This is a genomic window from Sessilibacter sp. MAH3 (genome assembly GCF_054658275.1).
Genome location: NZ_BAAGIE010000006.1, coordinates 1 through 22,854, shown reverse-complemented (window position 1 = coordinate 22,854; position 22,854 = coordinate 1). Strand labels below are relative to the sequence as shown.

Below are 22,854 nucleotides of genomic sequence, written 5' to 3'. Positions count from 1 at the left end.
GTAAGTGATTGAAATTGTAAAGAAATTGGAAATCGCATTTTCAATTTTTGTCCTCTGATTAAATCATGGATGAGTTAATCAAAGGTTCATTAATTGGCTCGTTGTATTTCTATTACTTGAGCTTTCGCCCACTTAATTAAAAGCTTTTTAATTCTATTGTTTTTTATTCGGTGTTTTTAATGCCGGCGGCTCCCTATGTCTTTTTTTTGAGGTGAATTTATGCAAATAGTATCTGTAGCTCCATGGATGTTTGAACGGTTTTTAAAGTGGTTGGCATTTGTGTTTGCCGGTGTGATATTAACCTGCGCGCTGCTATTGTTAATGGTGAGGTTGGTTGCCTATAATGATAAACCGATTGAAGACGAAGGCGGCCCTGCTCCTGTGGTTGCGGTTTTTGATACTCCACCCCCGGTTGAAGAAAAATACTCGCGACCAAAACCACCCGAAGAAATAATACCGCCACCTGTTATTGAGCGAGCAATAAATCCTACAACTACACTCACCTCAGTCATTGATATTCTCGTGACTTTGCCGCCACCACCAATTATTGATGGTGAGTTTGGTATCGACTTTAACACCGGTGCGCCGGTAAAACGTCTCTCGGCCTCGCCGGTATATCCGCGTAATGCATTGAGTCGCGGCATAGAAGGATTTGTAGACGTACAATATTTTGTTTCGCCGGTTGGTTACACCGAATCCGTTACCGTAATTCGCGCAGAGCCCAAAGGCTATTTTGAAGGATCGGCACTAAGCGCCGTAGAAAAATGGAAATTTCAACCAAAAGAAACCGAAGGCGTTAATACCTTCGGGCCTATTGTTGAAAGAATACGATTTACCATTGAAAAATAGCTTTAAAACCCTCTGATTAATTTCTTGTAAATTAATCAGAGGGCAAAAGCTAGAAAATAAATCAACAATCTTCTAAGTTGCAATTACCTACCACTCTTTAAACTAGCGACACTGATTTGTGTCGCTAAAGCTTCTCAATTAATCGGTATTCAGTTTAATTTTATAAACAGAATATTTAGTTGCCGCACTCTAAAAGTCTTTTCTAATTTTATTGAAATTCCTAAAACACATAAAGCCCGCCATTTTCTAAATAGCTTTCCTAAAACATCTTAAAAATAAATGACGATCAATTAATTAACTGGCGATATTTTTAATATTCAGTGGTGTGGAAATTAAAAAAAGATGAATTAAATGCCAAATAGATACAAGCATTGACCAAGTAAAGATTTCGAGATAGCGTTTGGAGAAATTTACTTGAGATAGATATGGCTGTGACGGTAAATGCGGGAAAAAGCGCCGTAAAAACATCTATTAAACTGTTAGCACCCTAAGTCACCATCGGAATTGACACTATGGAGGTACAAATGATTAAAGAGTTTTATATAAACAACCTTTTTGAAGAAAGGAATGTAAGAATTCCGTTTGATTCCGAATTTAAAATACTTGTCGCTGAAAATGGATATGGAAAAACAACTATCCTAAATTCATTCTATGCACTGACTTCGGGTGATGTTTCAAAACTAAGAAAGGTGGTTTTTGAAACTATTGGTTTGATTTTCACAGATGGAACAGAGGTATCCTTCAAAAAATCAGATTTCGATGCAGACTTAGAGTATATAAAGAGCCATAGTTTTTTCGAACACCTTGAATCTCGCCTTGGTGAAGATTTTATCCTTGAATTAGTTGATGATGTTAGAAAATACCCGATGGGCCAAATAGAACGATCAAATTTGTTTCGCCATGCTATGCGGGAGCTTGATATACCACCCTCTATTCTTCGAGACTATTTGAGAGAAGTTAGGGGGAGCAGACCAAACAGGAAAATCAACTCAGACACTCAAAAAAAGCTGGATCGTATTAAAGAAAAATTCCCTCTAAAAACGCTATATCTACCAACATATAGACGTGTTGAAGAAGATATTCGTGCTTTTAGTGGTGTAAAAGATAGATCTAGGTTTAGTCATACATCTATTAACTTTGGAATGAGCGATGTTAGTAGAAGTATAGAAACAATAACATCTGAAATTTTGAGTTCTTCAGTTGAATGGTTCTCGAAAATAAATGGACAAATGCTCTCTCAGCTTGTTGGTGGGTTTTCTGTCACAAAAGAAATGAAAGATTCTGTATCTAGCCCTAGGGCAGTTGAGATTGTTCTTGAAAGAATTGGAAAAAATATATCTCCAAGCCACAAAGAGCAAATATTGGAGTTGGTCAAAAATGGAACAATTCAAACTGGGCATGACCCACTAATATATTTCGTTAGTAATCTTTTAAAGGTCTATGAGCAGCAACAGGAAAATGATGAAGCAATTCAGCAGTTTACCAAAGTCAGCAATAGATACCTTAATGACAAGGAAGTCATTTATGACGAAAGCAATGTAACTATTGAAATTATTAGAAAGAAAAACGGAAATAGAGTAGATATTGAAAGTCTTTCTTCTGGTGAAAAGCAAATAATTTCTCTTTTCGCATTACTTTACCTACAAAAGAAAGATGATTTAGCAATATTTTTTGACGAACCAGAGCTTTCACTATCTATTGAATGGCAAAAAACTTTGCTACCAGATATCGTTTCATCAGGGAAATGCAAATTTTTATTCTCTACCACTCACTCACCCTTCATATTTGAGAATGATTTAGAGAAAAATACAGTTGATCTTAGTGAGTACATTAAGGAGCTGTAATGTCTAGAGTGGAGAAATTAAAACAATCAAGAGATTCACTTTCTGTAAAGTTTTTGGAGTTTACTAGAGTTGTTTCTAAAGGTAAGGTTCCAGCTTTTTTTGAAGGAGAAGATGAGAAATACTATTCAATTAGAATTAACACCATCCGTCCAGACATAACCTGGGCAGGTGTGAATTGTAACGGAAAGTCAAATGTAATCGGCATCATGGAACGAATAAAAGACCATAAAACTTATGAAAAATATTCATGCCTGTTTTTTGTCGATTCGGATTTTGATGATAATCGGAGTTTGTCAGGATTATCGAATCTATATATCACTCCCTGCTATTCTGTAGAAAATCTATATGTTTCACGGGCTGCATTCGCTCGTGTTCTTTCGGCTGAGTTCGGAGTGAATGATACTTGCGGTGAACATGAGTGCTTTGAAATATGCATGAAGAAATATCGTGAAATCAAGTCTCAATACTTAACCTGCATTAAAGGATTCAATTATCTCATTAAAGAGATAAGGCTAATGGAGAGTTCTGGCGATGCAGTTGGAAGGCTAAACATTAATAATGTGAATATTGATGCCTTGGTCAACATAGACCTTTTTGGTGTAACAAAAGAATATTCGGAGTCATCACCGAGTTCTATTTTTCCTGAGTTGGCAGAAGATTTGCTGATTTCCCATGAGAAATCACAGGAGTATTTTAGAAATAGAGATGCTGAACTCTGGTATAGGGGCAAGCAAAATCTTGATTTTTATCGGGTTTTTTTAAGTAAGTTGAAACTCGATCGATGCAGAAAAAATGGTAGAGTAGTTTTTGGCAATAAAGGGAATGTCAAACTTCAATTAACTAAAGCAAATGCTATTTCTGAGTTGAGTCAGTATGCAGATACACCTGACTGTCTAAGAACCTTTTTAGAATGTTTTGAGCTCGATAATCAAGCAGCTTAAAAAAGTCCTGACTTCAAGTTTGAAGCGCGACAAAAATAGTTAATGTTCATTAAAGACTTCCTCTGGTGTTTTATATTGTGAACATTTTCGTGGTCGTTGGTTGGGTTGCTTGGCAATGTAATTACATTGGTGTTGCGTTACAGATTCCATGCTTTGGTTTTTGGGTAAATATTGCCGGATTAATCCATTGGTGTTTTCTCTTAAACCGCGCTCCCAAGAATGGTAGGGAGTAGCAAAGTAAAAGGTCACACCACTGAGTTCTTCAATTGCTTGGTACTGATGAAATTCGGTACCATTATCAGAAGCAATTGTTTTGAATTGAGAAGCGTTTTGTAGAATCAGTTTTAGAACTCTTTGATTCAATTCTTTGGTCGATTTGTTGGGCAATTTGCCAATCAAGCGTTGCAATCTTGCGAATCGATAAGCCTTGCAACTTTAACGTTGAAAACGTTACTCTTTCTTCATAGGTAAGCTGGTTATACATACTGGACCATCTTCTTGGCGGGAGAGGAAAAGTGTGTATTCCAGCTTACCTTCTTTATGATAAAAAGTGTCGCGGTTAGTTTATGAATTCGCGATCTTTAACAAGACGTTGTTGCCGGACAATTTTTCCGCTGCGCTCCAAAAAAGCCTTTACGCGGCATTAAGTAGGAAGGTATGAATGGAAGTCATATTGGTGATGCTAGCGATATTAGCTATTCTATTGATTGGTGTACCAATAGTTTTGGTTAAATACACAGATGCCGAAAATAAATATAAATACCTTCATTCAAATTCATACTATTTCATAGTTAATATAGTTTTGGGTGTCGTTTTCGGCTTACTAACATATTTTGTATCAATTATCTTCTTTGTTCCTACATTATATTTTTTCATACGTATATCTTGGCATAAACAAACTAATTTCTGGAGAAGATATAATGGCAAATAATATTTCTTGGCTTCAAGTAATAACTGCTATCAATTATGCAGTTCATCTTAAAAAGAACTTAAGTCGATATAACAAATTGCTGTTATTCGTTCCGACCACAAAAAACGTGGCCTCCGCCGGACGCGCTAACGCGCGTCGCAAAGCAAAGCGTCAGCTTTACTATGAAACGAGCATATAAATTATCCATGCTAGCGCCAATAACTTTATTGAGTGCGTGTACCATATTTCCATCTGCTAGGAATCTACAAATTACTGGAGAGGTTTTGAACCAATCCGGAATGCCAATGGAAGGTGTAGAAATCTATTATGTGAATATGAAATATCAAATTACATTAAGCGGTATGCCAAGCGTCGCTTCATCAGGTAGGGTTGTAACAAATGCAGAAGGTAAATACACCATCAATATTCCTAAAGCATATGATGGTATTGATGTAAGCATAGGTGATATAAATTTAAGTTGCGCAAAAGACGAAGGGCCACCTGGGTATTATCGTTTTGAAACTGAAATACCGGGGTCAGTTACTTTAATGCACAACTTTATCGTATGCGAGCAAAACAAAAGCTAACAAACACAACAACTAACAAACACTAACAAACACAACAACTAACAAACACAACAACTAACAAACACAACAACTAACAAACACAACAAACACAACAAACACAACAAACACAACAACCACTCAAAAGGCGTTAAAAAGCGCGCCTTTTGCCGGACTCGCTCCACGATGTTCTGACGGTTTGTTGTGGGGCGTTAGTTACCAAAATGTCACGGAGACAATTTTTATCAAATATCTAAAGCTAGTAGTTGTTCTGGTGATGGTAGTCGTCTCGTCTTTTTTAGGATGGATAAGTGGCTACCTAGTCGATCCTGCATTTTTAGGGTTCTTTACTCCATTTATTTTTATTCCGATATTTATTTTGCCAATAGTTGTCTTAGTCTGGATGTTGATGGATTTACGGAGATCAGACAAAAGAAACAGTAAGAATTATTTGGCTTGCTTTACAGCTGGGGTCGCGGTGATTTTTTTGCTTTCTCCTCTTCGTCCGAACTCCGTTGATGGATTTTACTATCGAATGGAAAAATTAGATCGCGACGTCTATTTAAGTGCTGCGGAGTTAGTCAAAATTGAAGCCGAAATATCCGGGGTAAGTAGTTTAGACTTGGGATACCCAACAACAGAAACGCATGATAAATTTGTAGAATCTCTCAGAGGAAAAAATATACTGTTTTCTATGAGCAGTTGGCCTATTCATGTGAGCAATAATAAAGATTATGTCTTATTGAGTTGGGGAAGCGGACTCACCGGAGCATATGAAGTATTGATCACCTCTGGAGAAGAAGATCCGCGCTGGCTAATAGACAGGCCTTTTCCACGTAAAAAACTCTATAAAAATGTGATTCTTTTGATAGATTAAGTTAAATGACAACCATCGCAACTAACAAAACAATCTTGCGGAGCAGTTTACACTTCGCTTCAACGGCCCATAAATTGTGTCGTTAACCAAGTTAAATTCACAACAAAAGGAAAATACCGAATGATAAACTTGGAAGATCTGTATATTTACGATGTGAATGAATTCACTGAACACCTATATCGAATGGGTAATGCAAACTAGCCGGACTTCTCCGAAGATAGAGCATGGAAGGACGTGCTTATAAGCAAAATCAACGGAGTTGATATTGTTATAGCTAACGGAAACGGCTTTTCGGCCTTTAATTACATTACGCCGAGTATGAAAAGACCTAAGAAGAAAATCTGGAAAATAAGGAAGGGCGCATCTATACCGCAAGGTCTCAAGCTAGTACGAGATTTACGCCCCGGGCATGATGGCCATTACATGATTGCACCTGAAAGAAATATGCCTCTAAAAAAGTATCTTGGGCTTCTCGAAGAGCTTGGTATGGATAGAAGCAGAGTACGATTAATTACAGCTATGGAGTTACAGCGTGTCTGATCCCACAATTCTGGTAAAAGAATATCACCTTATCTGGGAGTCATTACTCCATTATGAAAAATATTTAGAACAAATGTCTCTTAGCGCTCCAAGCGAAGATGAAGAGCTTAAGTGGGATGATAAACTTCAAGATTTGGAGGGGGCAAAACGTACCATTCAGTATGGCGCGTTAAATTCCTATGGACTCAAGTTGGAAGAAAAAGGCTAACAATACCAAGCACTGTAAAAGCTTTTCCGTTACAGATTCGCCTTCACGGAACAGCTGCACGTGTTGAAGGTATGAATGGAATTCATCTGATTTTTTTCTTTCAGTATTTCTTACCGTATGTATGTGTGATCAATTTATGAACTTTTTGGGGTTGTGTCTGACCTCAACAAAAGTAAGGAAATATGGTTCTGAGAGATAAAATGAAAAACTACTAGTTAATTCATTATTAGTTCTCTTTACGCTATCGTTAAACTTTGGAATTTATCTGTACGCCTATGATAATTTATCGTTTCCATATTTGCATGAATCGCAGCGAATGGAGAATGCACCCTACATTTTTACTTATGTTCTTCTGGGATTTTTCATAAGCTCATTACTTTCGTTGTTTCTTACAGTTTTGGCAAATAGAAAAAAATCATAACCAAAGTAGCACCTGCCCTCACAGAGGAACTTGGCTTTGTGCTTATGGGAGATGTATGTGAGTAAAATAATATTGGATTTCATAAGATTAGATGGGAAACAGAATGCTGTTAATGAGGAGCGGCTCGTTTGAAATACGGAAATAAGAAGGTTTTAGTAGCTTTATATACTTTGGTAATTATGTTGATCGGCGGGTGTATAAAGGAGGAAAATTCCAATAAAAAGAGCAATGGAAATGATCCGATACGCTATGGTTTTGCCATTGACACCAGTGGCTGGTGCAAGAAGCTTGTGAATGGGTTTACCTCTCCTGGATCACTTTCATATTTAAAGCAAAAGGTTGATGGTTACGCGATATTCGACGGTGAAGTGATGCTGGCTATACCAGTGGATCAAATAAATGTGCCTATCAGCGAAGGTATGTCTTTAGAAAGTACAGCTCAGTATATTGGATTTTCTGGTAAAAAAGAGTTTGTAAAAAGAAATGGTTTTGAGGTTTCTTTAGAGACTTATAATGTCATAAGTAAATCTGAATATATTGCATCCGAAAGAAAGCCTAAAGGGTGTTAAAAAAACCTGACTTGAAGTTTGAGACACGGATTTGAGTTCAAATTTTTCAGGATGAGTGGAGTTACGTGTACTTTTAGTTGCTTTGGAGTTTGAGTTTCGTATGGTTCAGGCCTTGTCGCTAATGTTATGAAAACTCTATGATTTACTAAAAAAATCGTAAGTTATGACCTACAAGTTACTACACGACTACCAAAATACATACTCTCTTCTGCTACAATATGATGAACTATGGGGCAAGATGCCTGATTATTCACCCAGATATCTAGCAAAACCGAAGGCAGCTGATTGGGTCACTCCGAATGCCACTTTTTTTGCTAGTAAGAATTATGAAGGTGATCCTGCTGGGACTGTGCCAGATGTTTGTACTTGGTCTACTGGTAACTTAGTTTTAAATGAAGTTGCGTACAATGTTTTTAGAGATTTGCTGGAGAAATATGGAGAATTTCTACCTATTTGTGTGAGCAACGTAAAATATTATGTGTTTAATACTTTGCTGGTTATTCCAGAAGAAGGTATTAATAAAGATAAGGCCGTCGATGTTATTGACTCAGGTGTTCACCTTGGGTTGGACAATGTAACTTTTAAGGAAGAGGCTCTTGGCGGTGCCGCCGTCTTTAAAAGTGATACCGATCTTCTTGTATACAGTTATTGCACCGATGAATTTAAAAGAATTTACGAAATTAACAATTTTAAAGGGCTGATATTTGAAGAAGTTAAAGTTTATTAGTTATTTCAGCTCATGATTTTTGTTCGGAGAGCATCAGAAAGATTTATAAGTAATTTAGCTTGCAAGCTTATTAATAAATGGATTTATTGTTAGGTTTAGTCGAAGAGTTTCTGGCCGCTGAGGCTCTTTTGTTGTTTTGTCTGATCTTCTCTAGATCAACGTTTTCCAATTTCTTTTTTGCAGATTCTAGTTCGCTGGCTAATTTGCTGTTTAATATTACTTTTTTATTCATCGTTATTTTTCTCTCTTCTTCGTAATTCTAACTCATCTAAATTCCCGCTGACTAAGTTGTCGGGTTCTTCTTGTTGGCTTACTGTTGAATTTTTTTTGAATTTCTTAAGCCGACTTTTGGCTTCTTCTAGTTTTTCCTTTAAATCTTTATTATCCATTAAATTTTAAGCCTCGATTTTTAAAGCATGGGATGTGGAATTGTTTACTTTTTTAGCTTATATCTAATGTGCCTCATTTTTAGGATGCTTTTTCCAATTTAAGCTATTGAGCTTGTTTTCTCTGACGTCGAATTTTATCGGCGTTTTTTCACTGCGCTTGTCCGTCAATTGTTTAACCCTTTCAATTTAATCTGGTTTGCCTAATATTTGAAGACTTGCATAATTTGGCGATTGTGGGTTCTCAATCGAGCGTTGAGTTTGTGGGCTCAAGTTTAAAAGCCATGGCTAAGTGTGTGTAAGCTGTTTCTATTCTTAAGTGTTTGAGTGGCTTCACGCTATTTAGAAGGTAGGAGCTGATCCGTCACTTCCCGACTCTCTAGCAATGATCATTAAACGGTTGTGTTGCCATCAAGGTTTATCGTGTGCGCTTCACACACAGGAATCTTGGGCGTTGGGCTGGGTCAGCGAAAAGAAGTTGGTCTTGTAGTACTAACCAAGTTGCGTTTTTTGGTTGTTTCTTTAAGTTTTGAAGCATATATCGTGCACTTTTCCAAATTTGCGGTTTACCTGCAAGCTCAGCTAAGCGAAAATGGCGCCCGCTCGAAATCAGGTCGATTTTGTATCGACGATCAGTTATTCAACAGGAGCCAAGAGCCCATGTCTTCCCGCACAGAACTAGCCAATGCGATTCGCGTTTTAAGTATGGACGCCGTCCAAAAAGCCAACTCTGGTCACCCAGGTGCCCCAATGGGTATGGCCGATATTGCCGAAGTCTTGTGGAATGACTATTTGGTGCATAACCCTGCTGACCCTAACTGGGCCAACCGTGACCGTTTTGTGCTTTCTAACGGCCACGGTTCTATGTTGATCTATTCTCTTCTGCATTTGACCGGTTACGATCTTTCGATTGATGATCTAAAGAACTTCCGTCAATTGCACTCAAAAACTCCGGGCCATCCTGAATACGGTTATGCGCCGGGCGTTGAAACCACCACCGGTCCACTAGGCCAAGGTATTGCCAACGCTGTTGGTATGGCAGTCGCCGAGAAGGTGTTGGCAGGCCAGTTTAACCGCGACGGTCACGAGATTGTAGATCACTACACCTACGTTTTCTTAGGCGATGGCTGTTTGATGGAAGGTATCTCTCACGAGGTGTGTTCGTTAGCGGGTACTTTGGGCCTTGGAAAACTGATTGTTTTCTATGACGACAACGGCATCTCTATTGATGGCGAAGTGGAAGGCTGGTTTACCGACGATACCCCAAAACGCTTTGAGGCATACGGCTGGCATGTTGTGCCGGGCGTTGATGGTCACGATGCTAATGCTATTAAAGCAGCGGTTGAAAGCGCCCGCGCCGAAACCGATAAACCATCCATTATTTGTTGTAAAACTGTAATCGGTTTTGGTTCACCCAACAAACAAGGTAAGGAAGATTGTCACGGTGCGCCTTTAGGTGCCGACGAAGTGGCGCTTGTTCGTAAAACCTTAAACTGGGAACACGAAGCCTTTGATATTCCGGCGTCTGTTTACGACGGTTGGAACGCGCACAAAGCCGGTGCTAAAGCGCAATCGGCGTGGCAAGAAAAGTTCGAAGCCTACCAAGCGGCTTACCCAGAATTGGCTGCGGAGTTTGAGCGTCGAGTAATCAAGCAAGAATTGCCAGAAGACTTCTCCGAAAAAGCTCAGCAGTACATTGTTGAATGCCAAGAGAAATCCGAAAAAATTGCCTCGCGTAAAGCGTCTCAAAATGCCATCGAAGCCTACGGTGCTTTGTTGCCAGAATTACTGGGCGGCTCAGCGGACTTGGCGGGTTCTAACTTGACTCTCTGGTCTGGCGCCAAGGGTGTAGACGCTAAAGACAGCGACGGTAACTACATTTATTACGGTGTGCGTGAATTTGGTATGAGCGCCATGATGAACGGTATCGCCCTGCACGGCGGTTTTGTTAACTACGGCGCAACCTTCCTAATGTTTATGGAATACGCCCGTAACGCCGTGCGTATGGCTGCGCTTATGAAGCAGCAAAGTATTTTTGTTTACACCCACGATTCGATTGGTTTGGGTGAAGATGGCCCAACCCATCAGCCGGTTGAGCAATTGACCTCCATGCGCAGCACGCCAAATCTGCACACTTGGCGCCCTTGTGACGCGGTTGAATCTGCGATTGCGTGGAAATCGGCTATTGAGCGTCGTGATGGCCCAACGGCAATGGTGTTTTCTCGTCAGGGCTTGCAGCCAATGCCGCGTACTGACGAGCAACTTTCCAACGCTGCACGCGGTGGTTACGTCATCAAAGCGGTGGAAAATCCACAAGCCATTTTGATTGCTACCGGTTCAGAAGTGGGCCTTGCAGTCTCTGCTGCTGATGCCCTAGCAGCAAAAGGCGTGGCAGTTAATGTGGTTTCTATGCCGTGTCCGGAAGTGTTTGAAGCACAAGACAAAGCCTATAAAGAATCCGTTTTACCTGCGGCTTTGCGCGCTCGCGTGGCCGTTGAAGCTCTGCACAAAGATTTCTGGTTCAAATACGTGGGTCTTGATGGCGCGGTTGTTGGTATGGAAACCTTCGGTGAATCAGCGCCGGGCGACGCCTTGATGGCATACTTTGGCTTTACTAGCGAAAAAGTTGTCGCCGCTGTTGAAGGCGTCTTGGCGAACTAAGTGACCATACGCGTTGCTATTAATGGTTATGGACGAATTGGGCGTTGCGTATTGCGCGCCCTGTTCGAGCGCCAGCATCCAGCTCGCACGTCTGACTCGTCCGTACCGTTGTCTTCTCAGTTTCAAATCGTCGCGATCAATGAATTAGCCGACGCTCAGACCATTGCGCATCTCACCAAATACGATTCCACACACGGGCTGTTTCCGGCGGAGGTTTCTGTTGATGGTCAAAATTTACTCGTTGATGGTCAATCTATTCTGTTGTTACACGAATCCGATCCTGCCAAGCTGCCATGGCAATCCTTAAATATTGATCTGCTTTTAGAGTGCAGCGGTAGCTATTCCGATCGCCATACCGCTGAGCGTCATATTAACGCTGGCGCGAAGCATTTGCTGTTTTCTCACCCGGCTACCGCCGAGATTGATGCCACGGTGGTGTTTGGTTTTAATCATCAGGCACTTACAGGCGCAGAAACGATTATTTCTAGTGGTTCTTGTTCGACCAACTGTGTCATTCCGGTGATCGAGACGATTCACAAAGCCTTTGGTATAGAAACAGGCATTACGTGGACTGTGCACTCGGCCATGCACGATCAGCCGGTCATTGATGCTTACCACGATACTGATTTGCGCAAAACGCGTTCCGCGTTTAATTCTATTATTCCGGTCGATACCGGTCTGCATTTGGGTATCGAGCGTTTAATGCCCGAGTTCGAAGGGCGTTTTCAAAGTTTGGCGATGCGCGTGCCTACGGTAAACGTCTCGGCGATTGATTTTGCCTTGAATCTAAGCTCAGCGGTAACCGTTGAGCAGGTGAACGACTCCTTAAAGTCGGCATCGGTTAATCATTACGGGTCGATCATGGGCTATACCGAAGAGCCGGTGGCATCCTGCGACTTTAACCACGACTGTCGCTCGGTGATTGTTGATGCCAGCCAAACTCGTGTGGTTGGCAATCGGCACTTGGCCTTGCACACCTGGTTTGATAACGAGTGGGGCTATGCGAATCGTATGATTGATGTCGCCGCCTATTGGTCGAGTTTATGGTAACTGCTTGAGTTTGTGGTGAATGCATCGATCGAATCGATAAGGCCAACGTGAGTTCTGTGTATTAATAGCAAGTTTACGATTGCGTAAACAAAGAGGTTTCTATGATCGAATTTTCACAGTTAATTGCTTACACCGTTGCGCTGGGTATCGCCGCAGCCATTCCCGGTCCGGGCATGACGGCCTTGGTTGCACGCAGTGTTGCTAACGGCGCTAAATCGGGTTTTGCCATGTTAAGCGGTTTGATCTTGGGTGATCTTTTTTATCTATCTTTGGCCGTATTTGGTCTTGCGGTTATTGCGCAGAATTTCGGTGAAGTTTTTATTGTTATTAAAATTCTTGCCGCGCTCTATTTGGCCTTTTTGGCGTGGAAATTTTGGACTGCCGAACATGGCGTTTTGCAAGCAAAGGTTGTCGATAACAAAGAGTTGTTCTCTGCGGCGGCTTCGGGGTTTGCCATTACGTTGAGCAACCCAAAAACCATCGCATTCTATTTGGCATTGTTACCGGTGGTTATTGATGTCCAAGCGGTGAGTTTCAGCGCTTGGGCCTACGGTTTGGTACCGGCAACCATTATGATCTTGATTGTTGTGGGTGGTAGTTTCGTGCTGGGTGCACTGGCGGTGCGCAAATTCTTGGTAAATCCAAAAGCACAAAAATACCTGTATCGTTCGGCAGCAGGCGCCATGTTGGTCGCCGCTGGCTCTATGCTCGCTAGAACCTAAATAAGAAAACGCTAAATAGAAAAGCGCTATTGTGCCAGACGATTTTGAGTGATTGGTTTTGGCAGTGGTTATCGCGATAATTTGCTCAATAAAAGTTCTGTAGTACCTGTATCGATAATATTAAAAATTTCCAACGGCATTTAATTAAGTAGGAGAAAACCCATGACTGTACTATCCATGACGGATTTAGATTTAAAAGGAAAACGCGTATTAATTCGCGAAGACTTGAACGTACCAGTCAAAGGTGGCGTGGTAACTTCTGATGCTCGAATTCGCGCATCGCTACCGACTATTGAGCACGCCATGAAAGCCGGAGCAAAAGTTATCGTTATGTCTCACCTGGGTCGTCCAACCGAAGGTGAATACGACGAAGAATTCTCCATGGCGCCGGTTGCGCGTTATATCTCCGATTTGCTTGGCCTTGAAATTCCGGTAATTAAAGATTTTCGCGAAGAATTTGATGTTGCTGAAGGCGGAGTCGTTTTATTAGAAAATGTTCGCTTCAACAAAGGCGAGAAAAAAGACGAAGAAGCGTTATCGAAAGATTATGCCGCTTTGTGTGATGTATTTGTTATGGACGCTTTTGGTACCGCTCACCGCGCCCAAGCATCAACGCACGGTGTTGCCAAGTTTGCGCCAATTGCCTGCGCAGGCCCATTGTTAAAGGCCGAGCTCGATGCGTTAGAAAAAGCCTTGGCGAATCCAGAACGCCCGTTATTGGCAATTGTGGGCGGTTCAAAAGTGTCAACTAAGTTAGAAGTGCTTGAAACTCTGTCTGACAAGGTGGATCAGCTAATTGTGGGCGGCGGCATCGCCAATACATTCTTAGCAGCGGCTGGTTTCCCAGTGGGTAAATCACTGTGCGAAGATGATTTGATTCCAAAGGCGAAAGCCTTAATGGAAAAATGCAGCATTCCACTACCGACCGATGTTGTGGTGGGTAAAGAGTTTTCTGAATCTGCCCAAGCCGAATTAAAAGCCGCTGCCGATGTTAGCGACGACGATATGATTTTTGATATTGGCCCAGAGACTGCTAAAACTTTGGCTGACATGCTAAAAAATGCCAAGACCATTATTTGGAATGGCCCTGTCGGCGTTTTTGAATTTGATCAGTTCGGCGCAGGTACAAAAGCAATTTCTTTGGCCATTGCAGACAGCGCAGGATTCTCAATTGCTGGCGGTGGTGACACCTTGGCGGCGGTTGATAAATACGACATCACCGAAAAAGTATCCTACATCTCAACCGGTGGCGGTGCGTTTTTAGAGTATGTTGAAGGCAAAACCTTACCAGCGGTAGCGGTTTTAGAAGAGCGCGCCCAGTAACGGTTGATGCGAGGATGGCGTGTATTTGTTTATGATGGCAAATACACGTCTGAAAGGATTTTAACTTTGTTACAGAGATATACTAAGTAAATGGCCGATTTTGAAAACAACCCAGAAACCGAGAACACTTCAGTTGCAGGCAATGATTTAGACGCACAAGAATCCGTCGAAGTTGCTGAGAACACAATTGAACAAGACCTTAAGCCAGAACACCCAGAAAGTGAATTTCCCGGTATTCGTCAATCGTCGGTAATTACTCCTAACTCTGGTCAAGAAACCCAGTTTAAAGTCGAGCTGCCAAAGGTATTGGATTTAGGCTGCGGTATTTTACTGCGCGCCATTTCTAAAGCACCAAAGTTGCGCGCTAAAGAATTATTTAAGCGCTTAAAACAAGGCGAAAAAGTCTTTTTGGGCGATATCACGGTTGGTGGTCGGCTTAAGCTAAAATTAAACCTTACCCTTAGCGCCAAAGAGTACGTTGGTCCAGGTTTTAACTTAGAAGTATTTCGAGCGTCGGTGGATCAGCTACTCAAAAAAGTGGCGCCAAGACTGCGATCTAAACAAAATCTAAATATCCGTTCTAACGAAGATGGTGTCGTGCTATTCGATATTCCTGCGGGTATTCGAGTGAAAGGCCAATTGAATGTGATGATGCTTTTTATGGAGCTGAACAAGGTCGGTGAAATCACCATGCGACTCAGCTACATGGACCCTGAACATTTCCAAGTAAAAGAATAACGGGGTTTGCCAACTCTGGTTGCCGTATTGTCTTATGAAGAAATCGGTGGCCAGAGTTATCTTGCTTATTTTGATTTTTTATTCAAGATTATTTTCTTCATCTATCTCCATTAAATTGCACACAATTCCCCTGCGACTGGATAATTTTCTCTAGCATTTCAAATCATTTGATTATTCTATTGGAACCTCTGATTAACTCATCCATGATTTAATCAGAGGGCAGAAATTGAAAATGCTATTTTCAATTTCTTCACAATTTCAATCACTTACATTTCTTGAAATTGGCGACACATCCTTGTGTCGCGAGAAACTCTAGGTTAATCAGAGTTTCCTATTATTTGAATACGCATAAATAATCTAAGCCCATTTTTAATAAGTCATTCAAAAGGGTGCTTTTGATTCTTTCATTTGTGGTTTTTCTATTAATGGCTCCTTTATTTTGTGCTTTTCTAATTGTTGGTTCCAAAAAAAGATTTCATCGCAATACTCAGCGTACACTAGAGGCACTTCTGATTAACACATACTTGATTTAATCAGAGGCCGGAAATTGACCATGAGATTTCCAATTTCTTCACAATTTCAATCACTTACCGTTCTTGATATTGGCGACACTTCCTTGTGTCGAAAGAAACTCTCAGTTAATCAGAGTTTCCTATATTTTTAATTGAATTCTTCGCTTAAAAAGACATTTATCCGGCTGGATAAATTAGCTATATCTTGTTTTATAGATCGTAAAGGTTATAAATAATCTGATTTTTTATAACCGTATAAAAATGCGATTGGTTTCTTGTGAAGCTTTTCAATTTTTTGAACGATCTATTTTTAGGGTGCTTACGCCAGTTATCTCTTGAATATATTTTTCGATTAACTAGCTGAACATTCGATAAAATCAATGAGCTTGGCAAACTTGTTCGGCGTTGTTTATGAAATTCAAACAGAGAACATTAAAGAAAAAGTTCAAATGCATATTTTTGAATGTAGGTTAACTTAACGCAGGGGCTGAATTTTTCAGCTTTTTGTTTTAGACTGCGTCGCGTGATTCTTATCAATTTGAATGCTTATAGGTTAATGGCGTAATTAATGCTAATTAACCGCCATCTAATAATTCCAACATGTAACCATTCTTAAACCAGAGCCACCTTTTTGTGGTTTTAATCGATCTATTTAACACATCGATTGTTACTAAATTCACATTTGCAAAGTTTATTTTTCTTTTTACATTGGTGTTTTGTACGCCTGTAAAAGTGTTGTATTAGAATTCTGTGCACAATTATGGCGTTTTTTAAACCACGTATTTTCGTGCGTATACAGATACAGGGATTGTTGTATTTGTTACCAAGAGTATGACAAATTTACATTTAAAGGAAAATTGGGTTAAGCATGAGTAAAAATACGTATTTTCCTTATTTCGATTATTTAAGAATTGTTCTGGCGAGCGTCGTGATGCTTTTTCATTACGACATCATTACTTGGGGTATTGGGGCTAAATTTGCCGTCGATGTTTTTTTTGCGCTAAGTGGTTGGTTGATTGGCGGCATTTTGTTAAATACCCAAAGCAAAGACTTGCCGAAATTTTATTTCGCGCGCGTAACCCGCATTTGGGTGCCCTATTACATTGCGTTGTGTCTATTAATTATTGCCAGTTTATTTAAAGACACGGTCGATCAAAAATGGCTAGAGTTTATCTTCTTTAAAATTACTTGGGTTTATAACTTATTTGGTCCACCGCAAATCAGCGAATGCATTAATTGCATGCCGTTGGGTGGAGCCGGTAATCACTTTTGGAGCGTAAACGCCGAAGAGCAATTCTATTTAATTGCGCCGCTGATTTTTATTCTGGTCTTTCAGTTTCGTTATCGTGTATTGGTATGGGCGTTATTGGCAGGGTTGTTAATTGCTGCTGGAGCCTACGGTGCAATTACTTTGGGTGTGCTCGCGGCAATCTTTTTTTCTCGCCGAATGGAGTGGGTTATACGTTGGGAATTTAGACTCGTCAGCTTGTTGTTCTGCATGGCTGCTGTGACAGGTTTATTTTTCTTTGATAATTACGCGGTGTTTGCACCTTTTGCCGCAATTTCTCTGGTGTTGTTTTTGGCAATTCCCGGTAAAAAGCATAGTTTGGGTACATTACTTGGTGGAATGTCGTATCCGTTGTATTTGAATCATTGGTTGGGTGCAGTTTTTTTTGGTGCTGTTTTCAAAAAACTCAATCTTGAAAATCAAACGCTTGAAAATTTAGCTGCGGTGGCGATGAGTTACACGATGGCCGCCTTTTTGTTTTGGTTTATTGAGCGTCCTATTCTTACTCATCGCAACGAGTTTTATAGTCATTCTCGCGGCCTATGGTGCGCGGCAACTTCTTATCTGTTGGTATTGATGGGTTTGGCGGTTGGTCTTTACATGCATCTATCTTGGTCGATGCTGGTCATTGCCGGAATATTTTTAGTCTCAGCGGTTGTGTTATCGGTGAAGCTGACCACGGATCAGTTGCAGCTTCGCATGGCGATGCACAATCCTATGCGGTAATTTCTGTTCTCTGATTAAATCACGAATGAATTAATCAGAGGTTCCTTTAGGTGTGCCGTTGGGAGTGCCGTGCTTAGGCGTGTTTACTTTTTTGATTAAAATTTGCTACCTAGACACAAGCCATAGTACAGAGGTGCTCAAGGATTTATAGCGTTCGAGTACCTTTTTGCCTTAAGCCATGCTGCACGCAGATTGTTGTAGATAATTTAAACATCAAGAGCTTCTAGGGTTTAAACATCAAGAGCTTCTAGGGTTTAAACATCAAGAGTTTCTAGCGTTTAAACATCAATAGGCAATTCCGTAGAGTCTTTGGCTTTTTTCATCACAAAGCTCGACTGAACACCGGTAACACCGGTCAGTCGAGTGATCTTTTCCAACAAAAACTGCTGGTAAGCTTCCATATCTTTCACAATCACCTTCAGCACGTAATCGGCGGCTTGGCCGGTGATTAAGTAGCACTCTTGTACTTCTGGAAAGTTAGCAACCTCAGACTCAAAGTATTCGAATCGCTCGGGTGTATGCCTGTCCATGCTAATGTGAATCAGGGCCGTAAGTGTTAGCCCTAGTGGTTTGGGTCTGAGAAGAGTAACGGTCTGGCCGATGATTCCCGCGTCTTTTAGCGCCTTCACGCGTCTGGAGCACGGCGACGGCGACAGGCCTATCTTTTCAGCCAGTTCTAGATTACTAAGGCTACCGTTTTTCTGGATTTCACTGAGAATACGTCGGTCGGTACGGTCGAGCTTGATCATAGGGATCTCCAAAACATGACTGACTGAGGTGGATCTTGTTCGATCGTAATAGTGTCGAATTTGTATAGCTATAAATAGCTAATATTTTTAATATATGTAGCGATTTGTTGCTTAAAAGTAAGATTATTTCTGTAAATTTAGCACAAAAAGCTCTTTTTAGTTAGCTACAATAGCTGTATCGAAAGGAAGCTGTGTTAACCAAAGCCAGTAACCCGAGCCCACAAGGCTCTTATAAAATCCATTTGATGGTAAAAAGCGACCCAAAAGGTTGCTAAGCTAGTCAAAAGATCATTGGACGGCCTTCTATGACCTAAAAACCTATAGAAGGTTGTCCGTTTGTTATTGTCGTTCGTATTTAATGCGTTGTTAAAGTCTACTGTTGAGAACACCACTATGTTCAATCACCAAAAATATCGTCGTTTTCCTGTGTTAAACAAACCCGATCGTGTTTGGCCATCCAAGCAAATCGAGTCGGCACCTATTTGGTGTGCGGTTGACCTGCGTGACGGTAATCAGGCGCTGATTGAACCTATGACCGTGGCGCAAAAACAGCGCCTCTGGAAATTGTTGGTCAAAGTTGGCTTTAAGCAAATTGAAATCGGCTTCCCATCGGCATCGCAGCACGACTACGATTTTTGTCGTTGGTTAATTGAAGAAAACCAAATTCCCGACGACGTTACCATTCAAGTATTGGTGCAGGCGCGCGATGAATTGATCGACCGCACCTTCCAAGCTTTAGAAGGTGCCAAGCGCGCGGTAGTGCACGTCTATAACTCCACATCGCCCGTACAGCGTGAAAAAGTATTCTCTTTGAGCAAAGAAGGCATCATTGAAATTGCTCAAAAAGGCGCGCGTAAAATTAAAGATAAGGCCGCATTGCACACAGAGTGCGAGTGGACCTTTGAATACTCACCAGAGAGCTTCTCTAGCACTGAAGTGGACTTTGCCGTAGAAATTTGTAACGCCGTTATTGATGTTTGGGAACCAACACCTAGCAACAAAGCCATTTTCAATTTACCTGCAACCGTAGAATGCGCGACACCTAACGTATTCGCCGACCAGATCGAAACCTTCTGCGACAAAATTAACCGTCGTGATTCGATTATTGTCAGCGTTCATACTCACAACGATCGTGGCTGTGGTGTTGCCGCTGCCGAACTTGCCTTACTTGCGGGCGCCGATCGAGTTGAAGGTACCTTGATGGGTAATGGTGAGCGCACCGGTAATATGGACATTATTACCATGGCGATGAATTTATACAGCCAAGGTATTGATCCTGAGTTAGATCTTTCTAACGCCGATGAAATTGTGCGTGTAGTTGCCGAATGCACGCAAATTGAAGTGCATCCACGTCATCCTTGGGTGGGTGAATTGGTCTACACCGCGTTTTCGGGCAGCCATCAAGACGCCATTCGCAAGTGCTTAGCGCAGCAAGATCCTAACGAACCATGGGATGTCGCTTACTTGCCAATTGATCCACGTGATATTGGCCGCGATTATCAATCCATTATTCGTGTTAACAGCCAGTCTGGTAAAGGTGGTGTTGCCTACGTACTTGAGCAAGATTACGGTTTGTCTTTGCCTCGTTGGATGCAGATTGAAGCCAGTCGGGCGGTACAGCGTTTTGCCGAAACTTCAGCGAAAGAAGTTAGCCCTGCGCAAATTTGGGAAATTACCAAAGAGTCGTTTATGGCGTCGGCAAATGTCTATCGCTTGCAGAGTTATTCGTTAGATCGTGCTAACGACCTTGAAGCGATTCAGGCAACCATCAAAACCGAGAACGGTGAAGAGCTAAGTATCAAGGGTAAAGGTGAGGGTGCCTTGTCGGCGTTTTGTAATGCCTTAGAAAAAGCCCTTGATCTTAATATTGAGATTGTTCATTACGACCAGCATGCGGTTGGTTCGGGTACCGATGCAACCGCCGCCGCGTATTTACAGGTGAAAATCGACGGCGAGCGTTACAACGGCATTAGCCAAGATCAAGACACCATTAGTGCAACATTAAATGCCATTTTGGTGTGTGTTAACCAAGCCTCCAGTCATCAAACCTGCTCTGTTGAAGTTGTTGCTTAAACAAAAAAAGCCGCTTAATGCGGCTTTTTTTATATCATTAATTTAAGACTGCTTTACAGTAAAAAATAAGAGCCATCTTAAGGAACCTCTGGTTAACTCATCCATGAATTAATCAGAGGGGAGAAATTGAAAATGCGATTTCCAATTTCTTCACAATTTCAATCACTCACCGTTCTTGAAATTGGCGACACATCCTTGTGTCACCGGAAACTCGGGATTAACTAGAGTTTCCTTAATTCAATTATGTTAGCGATTTTTATTTACTGTTCTACAGTCAATAAAAATCGCAAAGACAAAGCAATTATTTGCTGCTTTGTCGATTTGCAAAAACCGAGTTGCACGTCGAGGCCACTCGGTCTTTAATGCCTGTCACTTAAGCAATGCGAGCAAGTGTATCAATAATGCTGCTCATAATGGCGTTGTGCATTTCAGATTTTAAATCACCATTTGCATCGAAGGCTTCATGAGCACTTGGGATCGCCAGCTGTTGACCAACAACGTTCACATTAATGTGCGAAAGCAACAAACGGAGTGGATCTAAAGCGCGAAGACCGCCTAAACCACCCGGTGAAGTTGCACAAATAGCCGCAGCTTTATTATCAAAACATACCAAGCGCGGTTCGTCTTTTTCGTAGGGGCGAGATAGCCAATCAATGGTGTTCTTTAAAATGGGTGTAATGGTTGAGTTGTATTCGGGCGAGGCAATAAAAAAACCGTCTGCATTTCTGAAATGTTCTTTCAATAATTTTGCAGTTTCTGGTGCGCCCGATTCTGCTTCAATGTCTTGGTTAAAAAGAGGCATTGGGTATTCAGCAAGATCGATAAATTCGGCATCGATACCTTTTTGCGAAGCAATTTTACAAGCGGCTTTGGCAAGTAAAGTATTGTAAGAATCTTTTCGGGTTGAACCGGATAAAAACAAAATGCGTTTGCTCATTTTAATTTAGCTCTGAATTTTTGAAATGAATTTTGGCTTTAAATATGTGAGTTATTATAGAGATTTAATATTCGATTTCTAACCGAAATAACTGCTGTTGTTCATCGTCTTAGTTGAAGGAACCAGACTCTAAAGCCCTATCAAATATTTTGAATTTTTATTTTATTTGGAGTTATTTATGGATCTTAAATTATCGGGAAAGCTAGCACTCATTACTGGTTCAACCAAAGGTATTGGATTTGCCACGGCTAAGTCCCTAGCTAAAGAAGGGGCAAAGGTTATTATCAATGGCCGAAGTGAACAATCTGTTACCGCTGCCATTGAAAAAATTACACAAGAAAACCCCACTGCCGAATTAAAAGGCTTTGCCGGAGACATGGCGAACGCGACCTATGCAGAAAGACTTAAAAAAGAATTTCCCAAATTGGATATTTTGGTAAATAACATGGCGATATTTGAGCCGAAAACATTTACCGAAATAGACGACGAACAATGGCGTCATTTTTTTGAGGTGAATGTATTAAGCGGTGTGCGTTTAAGTCGTTTATACATAGACCAGATGATGGCGGAAAATTGGGGGCGAATTATTTTTATCAGTAGTGAAAGTGCCGTGCAAATACCGGTTGAAATGATCCACTACGGTATGACCAAAACAGCACAACTGGCAATTTCACGCGGTCTTGCCGAGTACGCCGCCGGAACCGGTGTAACCGTAAATTCCATTTTACCTGGGCCAACCCACTCCGACGGTGTTGATGACTTTGTGAAAAAAATCAGCGGCGGTGCTTCATTCGAAGCCTTTGAAGAAGAATTTTTTAAATCGGTTCGTCCAAGCTCGTTAATAAAACGTTTTGCCTCCACAGAAGAAGTTGCCAACATGGTGACTTATGTTTGCAGTCCGTTGGCATCGGCAACAACAGGTGCTGCACTTAGGGTAGATGGTGGTGTGGTTCGAGCGTGTGTTTAATGGTTCTTTTAACGATGTATAGAAATGTCTGATTAATTCATTTATGAATTAATCAGATTAATGAAATTTAACATGCGATTCACTATTTCAATTACTTAAAGCTCTTGAGGTGGGCGATACATTCTGATGCTACTGTAAACTCCGAGTTTTTATATATTTTGCACTTATTATTCGAAGCTACTATGTATTAATATATGGGAACCTCTGATTAACTCATCCATGATTTAATCAGAGGACAGAAATTGAAAATGCGATTTCCAATTTCTTCACAAT

General features: G+C 41.0%; 20 protein-coding genes and 1 pseudogene. 17 read left to right on the top strand and 4 right to left on the bottom strand.

The annotated features are described in order from the left end of the window. The first annotated feature begins 219 nt into the window (after positions 1 to 219). The 3 genes from ACYQ2C_RS05190 to ACYQ2C_RS05180 all read left to right on the top strand — a co-directional run bounded on the left by ACYQ2C_RS05190 (position 220) and on the right by ACYQ2C_RS05180 (position 3,634). Positions 220 to 849 (top strand): energy transducer TonB, encoded by a 630-nt coding sequence (locus ACYQ2C_RS05190; protein WP_460100610.1) that lies wholly within the window; start codon positions 220 to 222, stop codon positions 847 to 849. Between the two features lie 524 nt (positions 850 to 1,373). Beyond that, a complete protein-coding gene (locus ACYQ2C_RS05185; RefSeq protein WP_460100612.1) occupies positions 1,374 to 2,693 on the top strand; it encodes an AAA family ATPase in 1,320 nt (439 codons plus the stop codon). Further along, positions 2,693 to 3,634, top strand: a complete 942-nt coding sequence (locus ACYQ2C_RS05180; protein ID WP_460100614.1) for a DUF4435 domain-containing protein — start codon at positions 2,693 to 2,695, stop codon at positions 3,632 to 3,634. Before ACYQ2C_RS05185 ends, ACYQ2C_RS05180 begins: the two co-directional genes overlap by 1 nt. 39 nt (positions 3,635 to 3,673) lie before the next feature. Here ACYQ2C_RS05180 and ACYQ2C_RS05175 read toward each other — a convergent pair. After that, positions 3,674 to 4,033, bottom strand: a pseudogene (locus ACYQ2C_RS05175) (IS30 family transposase); the annotation flags it as partial. Between the two features lie 816 nt (positions 4,034 to 4,849). Between ACYQ2C_RS05175 and ACYQ2C_RS05170 the strand changes: the two are divergent. The 6 genes from ACYQ2C_RS05170 to ACYQ2C_RS05145 all read left to right on the top strand — a co-directional run bounded on the left by ACYQ2C_RS05170 (position 4,850) and on the right by ACYQ2C_RS05145 (position 8,449). After that, positions 4,850 to 5,131: a hypothetical protein gene (locus tag ACYQ2C_RS05170; RefSeq protein WP_460100617.1), complete on the top strand. Its 282-nt coding sequence runs from the start codon at positions 4,850 to 4,852 to the stop codon at positions 5,129 to 5,131. A 175-nt stretch (positions 5,132 to 5,306) separates the two neighbouring features. Further along, positions 5,307 to 5,984: a hypothetical protein gene (locus ACYQ2C_RS05165; RefSeq protein WP_460100620.1), complete on the top strand. Its 678-nt coding sequence runs from the start codon at positions 5,307 to 5,309 to the stop codon at positions 5,982 to 5,984. Between the two features lie 234 nt (positions 5,985 to 6,218). Next, complete coding sequence (locus ACYQ2C_RS05160; RefSeq protein ID WP_460100623.1) at positions 6,219 to 6,524, top strand: Tse2 family ADP-ribosyltransferase toxin; 306 nt, start codon at positions 6,219 to 6,221, stop codon at positions 6,522 to 6,524. Then, entirely contained in the window at positions 6,517 to 6,732 is a 216-nt protein-coding gene (locus ACYQ2C_RS05155) for a hypothetical protein (protein WP_460100625.1), read from the top strand. Before ACYQ2C_RS05160 ends, ACYQ2C_RS05155 begins: the two co-directional genes overlap by 8 nt. A 549-nt stretch (positions 6,733 to 7,281) precedes the next feature. Next, on the top strand, positions 7,282 to 7,722 hold the full coding sequence (locus ACYQ2C_RS05150; RefSeq protein ID WP_460100627.1) for a hypothetical protein: 441 nt from the start codon (positions 7,282 to 7,284) through the stop codon (positions 7,720 to 7,722). Between the two features lie 238 nt (positions 7,723 to 7,960). Continuing rightward, positions 7,961 to 8,449 (top strand): hypothetical protein, encoded by a 489-nt coding sequence (locus ACYQ2C_RS05145; RefSeq protein WP_460100630.1) that lies wholly within the window; start codon positions 7,961 to 7,963, stop codon positions 8,447 to 8,449. 224 nt (positions 8,450 to 8,673) lie between these two features. On the opposite strand, the gene ACYQ2C_RS05140 is transcribed toward ACYQ2C_RS05145, so the two are convergent. Then, positions 8,674 to 8,838: a hypothetical protein gene (locus ACYQ2C_RS05140; RefSeq protein WP_460047355.1), complete on the bottom strand. Its 165-nt coding sequence runs from the start codon at positions 8,836 to 8,838 to the stop codon at positions 8,674 to 8,676. 657 nt (positions 8,839 to 9,495) lie between these two features. Between ACYQ2C_RS05140 and tkt the strand changes: the two genes are divergently transcribed. The 6 genes from tkt to ACYQ2C_RS05110 all read left to right on the top strand — a co-directional run bounded on the left by tkt (position 9,496) and on the right by ACYQ2C_RS05110 (position 17,855). Then, positions 9,496 to 11,496 carry a transketolase gene (gene tkt / locus ACYQ2C_RS05135; protein WP_460100662.1) on the top strand — a complete coding sequence of 667 codons (2,001 nt, stop codon included), beginning with the start codon at positions 9,496 to 9,498 and terminating at the stop codon, positions 11,494 to 11,496. Further along, positions 11,497 to 12,546, top strand: a complete 1,050-nt coding sequence (locus tag ACYQ2C_RS05130; RefSeq protein ID WP_460100632.1) for a type I glyceraldehyde-3-phosphate dehydrogenase — start codon at positions 11,497 to 11,499, stop codon at positions 12,544 to 12,546. 101 nt (positions 12,547 to 12,647) lie between these two features. Further along, positions 12,648 to 13,268, top strand: coding sequence for a LysE family translocator (locus ACYQ2C_RS05125; RefSeq protein ID WP_460100634.1), 621 nt, complete (start codon positions 12,648 to 12,650; stop codon positions 13,266 to 13,268). A 162-nt stretch (positions 13,269 to 13,430) separates the two neighbouring features. Then, positions 13,431 to 14,591 (top strand): phosphoglycerate kinase, encoded by a 1,161-nt coding sequence (locus ACYQ2C_RS05120; RefSeq protein WP_460100637.1) that lies wholly within the window; start codon positions 13,431 to 13,433, stop codon positions 14,589 to 14,591. A 90-nt stretch (positions 14,592 to 14,681) separates the two neighbouring features. Then, positions 14,682 to 15,329: a hypothetical protein gene (locus ACYQ2C_RS05115; protein WP_460100639.1), complete on the top strand. Its 648-nt coding sequence runs from the start codon at positions 14,682 to 14,684 to the stop codon at positions 15,327 to 15,329. Between the two features lie 1,380 nt (positions 15,330 to 16,709). Then, the gene (locus ACYQ2C_RS05110) at positions 16,710 to 17,855 is read left to right on the top strand and encodes an acyltransferase family protein (RefSeq protein ID WP_460100642.1); all 1,146 of its coding nucleotides are present in this window, start codon (positions 16,710 to 16,712) and stop codon (positions 17,853 to 17,855) included. Positions 17,856 to 18,133: 278 nt separating this feature from the next. Here ACYQ2C_RS05110 and ACYQ2C_RS05105 read toward each other — a convergent pair whose 3' ends face one another. Beyond that, on the bottom strand, positions 18,134 to 18,604 hold the full coding sequence (locus ACYQ2C_RS05105; RefSeq protein ID WP_460047630.1) for an Lrp/AsnC family transcriptional regulator: 471 nt from the start codon (positions 18,602 to 18,604) through the stop codon (positions 18,134 to 18,136). Positions 18,605 to 18,997: 393 nt separating this feature from the next. On the opposite strand from ACYQ2C_RS05105, the gene leuA reads away from it, so the two are divergent. Next, the gene (gene leuA, locus ACYQ2C_RS05100) at positions 18,998 to 20,677 is read left to right on the top strand and encodes a 2-isopropylmalate synthase (RefSeq protein ID WP_460100646.1); all 1,680 of its coding nucleotides are present in this window, start codon (positions 18,998 to 19,000) and stop codon (positions 20,675 to 20,677) included. 373 nt (positions 20,678 to 21,050) lie between these two features. Here leuA and ACYQ2C_RS05095 read toward each other — a convergent pair whose 3' ends face one another. After that, positions 21,051 to 21,614, bottom strand: coding sequence for an NADPH-dependent FMN reductase (locus ACYQ2C_RS05095; RefSeq protein ID WP_460100649.1), 564 nt, complete (start codon positions 21,612 to 21,614; stop codon positions 21,051 to 21,053). A 178-nt stretch (positions 21,615 to 21,792) separates the two neighbouring features. On the opposite strand from ACYQ2C_RS05095, the gene ACYQ2C_RS05090 reads away from it, so the two are divergent. Further along, positions 21,793 to 22,581, top strand: coding sequence for an SDR family NAD(P)-dependent oxidoreductase (locus ACYQ2C_RS05090; RefSeq protein ID WP_460100652.1), 789 nt, complete (start codon positions 21,793 to 21,795; stop codon positions 22,579 to 22,581). Positions 22,582 to 22,854 lie beyond the last annotated feature (273 nt).

Bases quoted from the DNA above. Each gene is read 5' to 3' on its own strand.
- ACYQ2C_RS05145 (WP_460100630.1), top strand. From the start codon at position 7,961: ATGCCTGATTATTCACCCAGATATCTAGCAAAACCGAAGGCAGCTGAT.
- ACYQ2C_RS05170 (WP_460100617.1), top strand. From the start codon at position 4,850: ATGGAAGGTGTAGAAATCTATTATGTGAATATGAAATATCAAATTACA.
- leuA (WP_460100646.1), top strand. From the start codon at position 18,998: ATGTTCAATCACCAAAAATATCGTCGTTTTCCTGTGTTAAACAAACCC.
- ACYQ2C_RS05140 (WP_460047355.1), bottom strand. From the start codon at position 8,838: ATGGATAATAAAGATTTAAAGGAAAAACTAGAAGAAGCCAAAAGTCGG.
- ACYQ2C_RS05115 (WP_460100639.1), top strand. From the start codon at position 14,682: ATGGCCGATTTTGAAAACAACCCAGAAACCGAGAACACTTCAGTTGCA.
- ACYQ2C_RS05185 (WP_460100612.1), top strand. From the start codon at position 1,374: ATGATTAAAGAGTTTTATATAAACAACCTTTTTGAAGAAAGGAATGTA.
- ACYQ2C_RS05180 (WP_460100614.1), top strand. From the start codon at position 2,693: ATGTCTAGAGTGGAGAAATTAAAACAATCAAGAGATTCACTTTCTGTA.
- ACYQ2C_RS05120 (WP_460100637.1), top strand. From the start codon at position 13,431: ATGACTGTACTATCCATGACGGATTTAGATTTAAAAGGAAAACGCGTA.
- ACYQ2C_RS05095 (WP_460100649.1), bottom strand. From the start codon at position 21,614: ATGAGCAAACGCATTTTGTTTTTATCCGGTTCAACCCGAAAAGATTCT.
- ACYQ2C_RS05125 (WP_460100634.1), top strand. From the start codon at position 12,648: ATGATCGAATTTTCACAGTTAATTGCTTACACCGTTGCGCTGGGTATC.
- tkt (WP_460100662.1), top strand. From the start codon at position 9,496: ATGTCTTCCCGCACAGAACTAGCCAATGCGATTCGCGTTTTAAGTATG.
- ACYQ2C_RS05090 (WP_460100652.1), top strand. From the start codon at position 21,793: ATGGATCTTAAATTATCGGGAAAGCTAGCACTCATTACTGGTTCAACC.
- ACYQ2C_RS05190 (WP_460100610.1), top strand. From the start codon at position 220: ATGCAAATAGTATCTGTAGCTCCATGGATGTTTGAACGGTTTTTAAAG.
- ACYQ2C_RS05105 (WP_460047630.1), bottom strand. From the start codon at position 18,604: ATGATCAAGCTCGACCGTACCGACCGACGTATTCTCAGTGAAATCCAG.
- ACYQ2C_RS05110 (WP_460100642.1), top strand. From the start codon at position 16,710: ATGAGTAAAAATACGTATTTTCCTTATTTCGATTATTTAAGAATTGTT.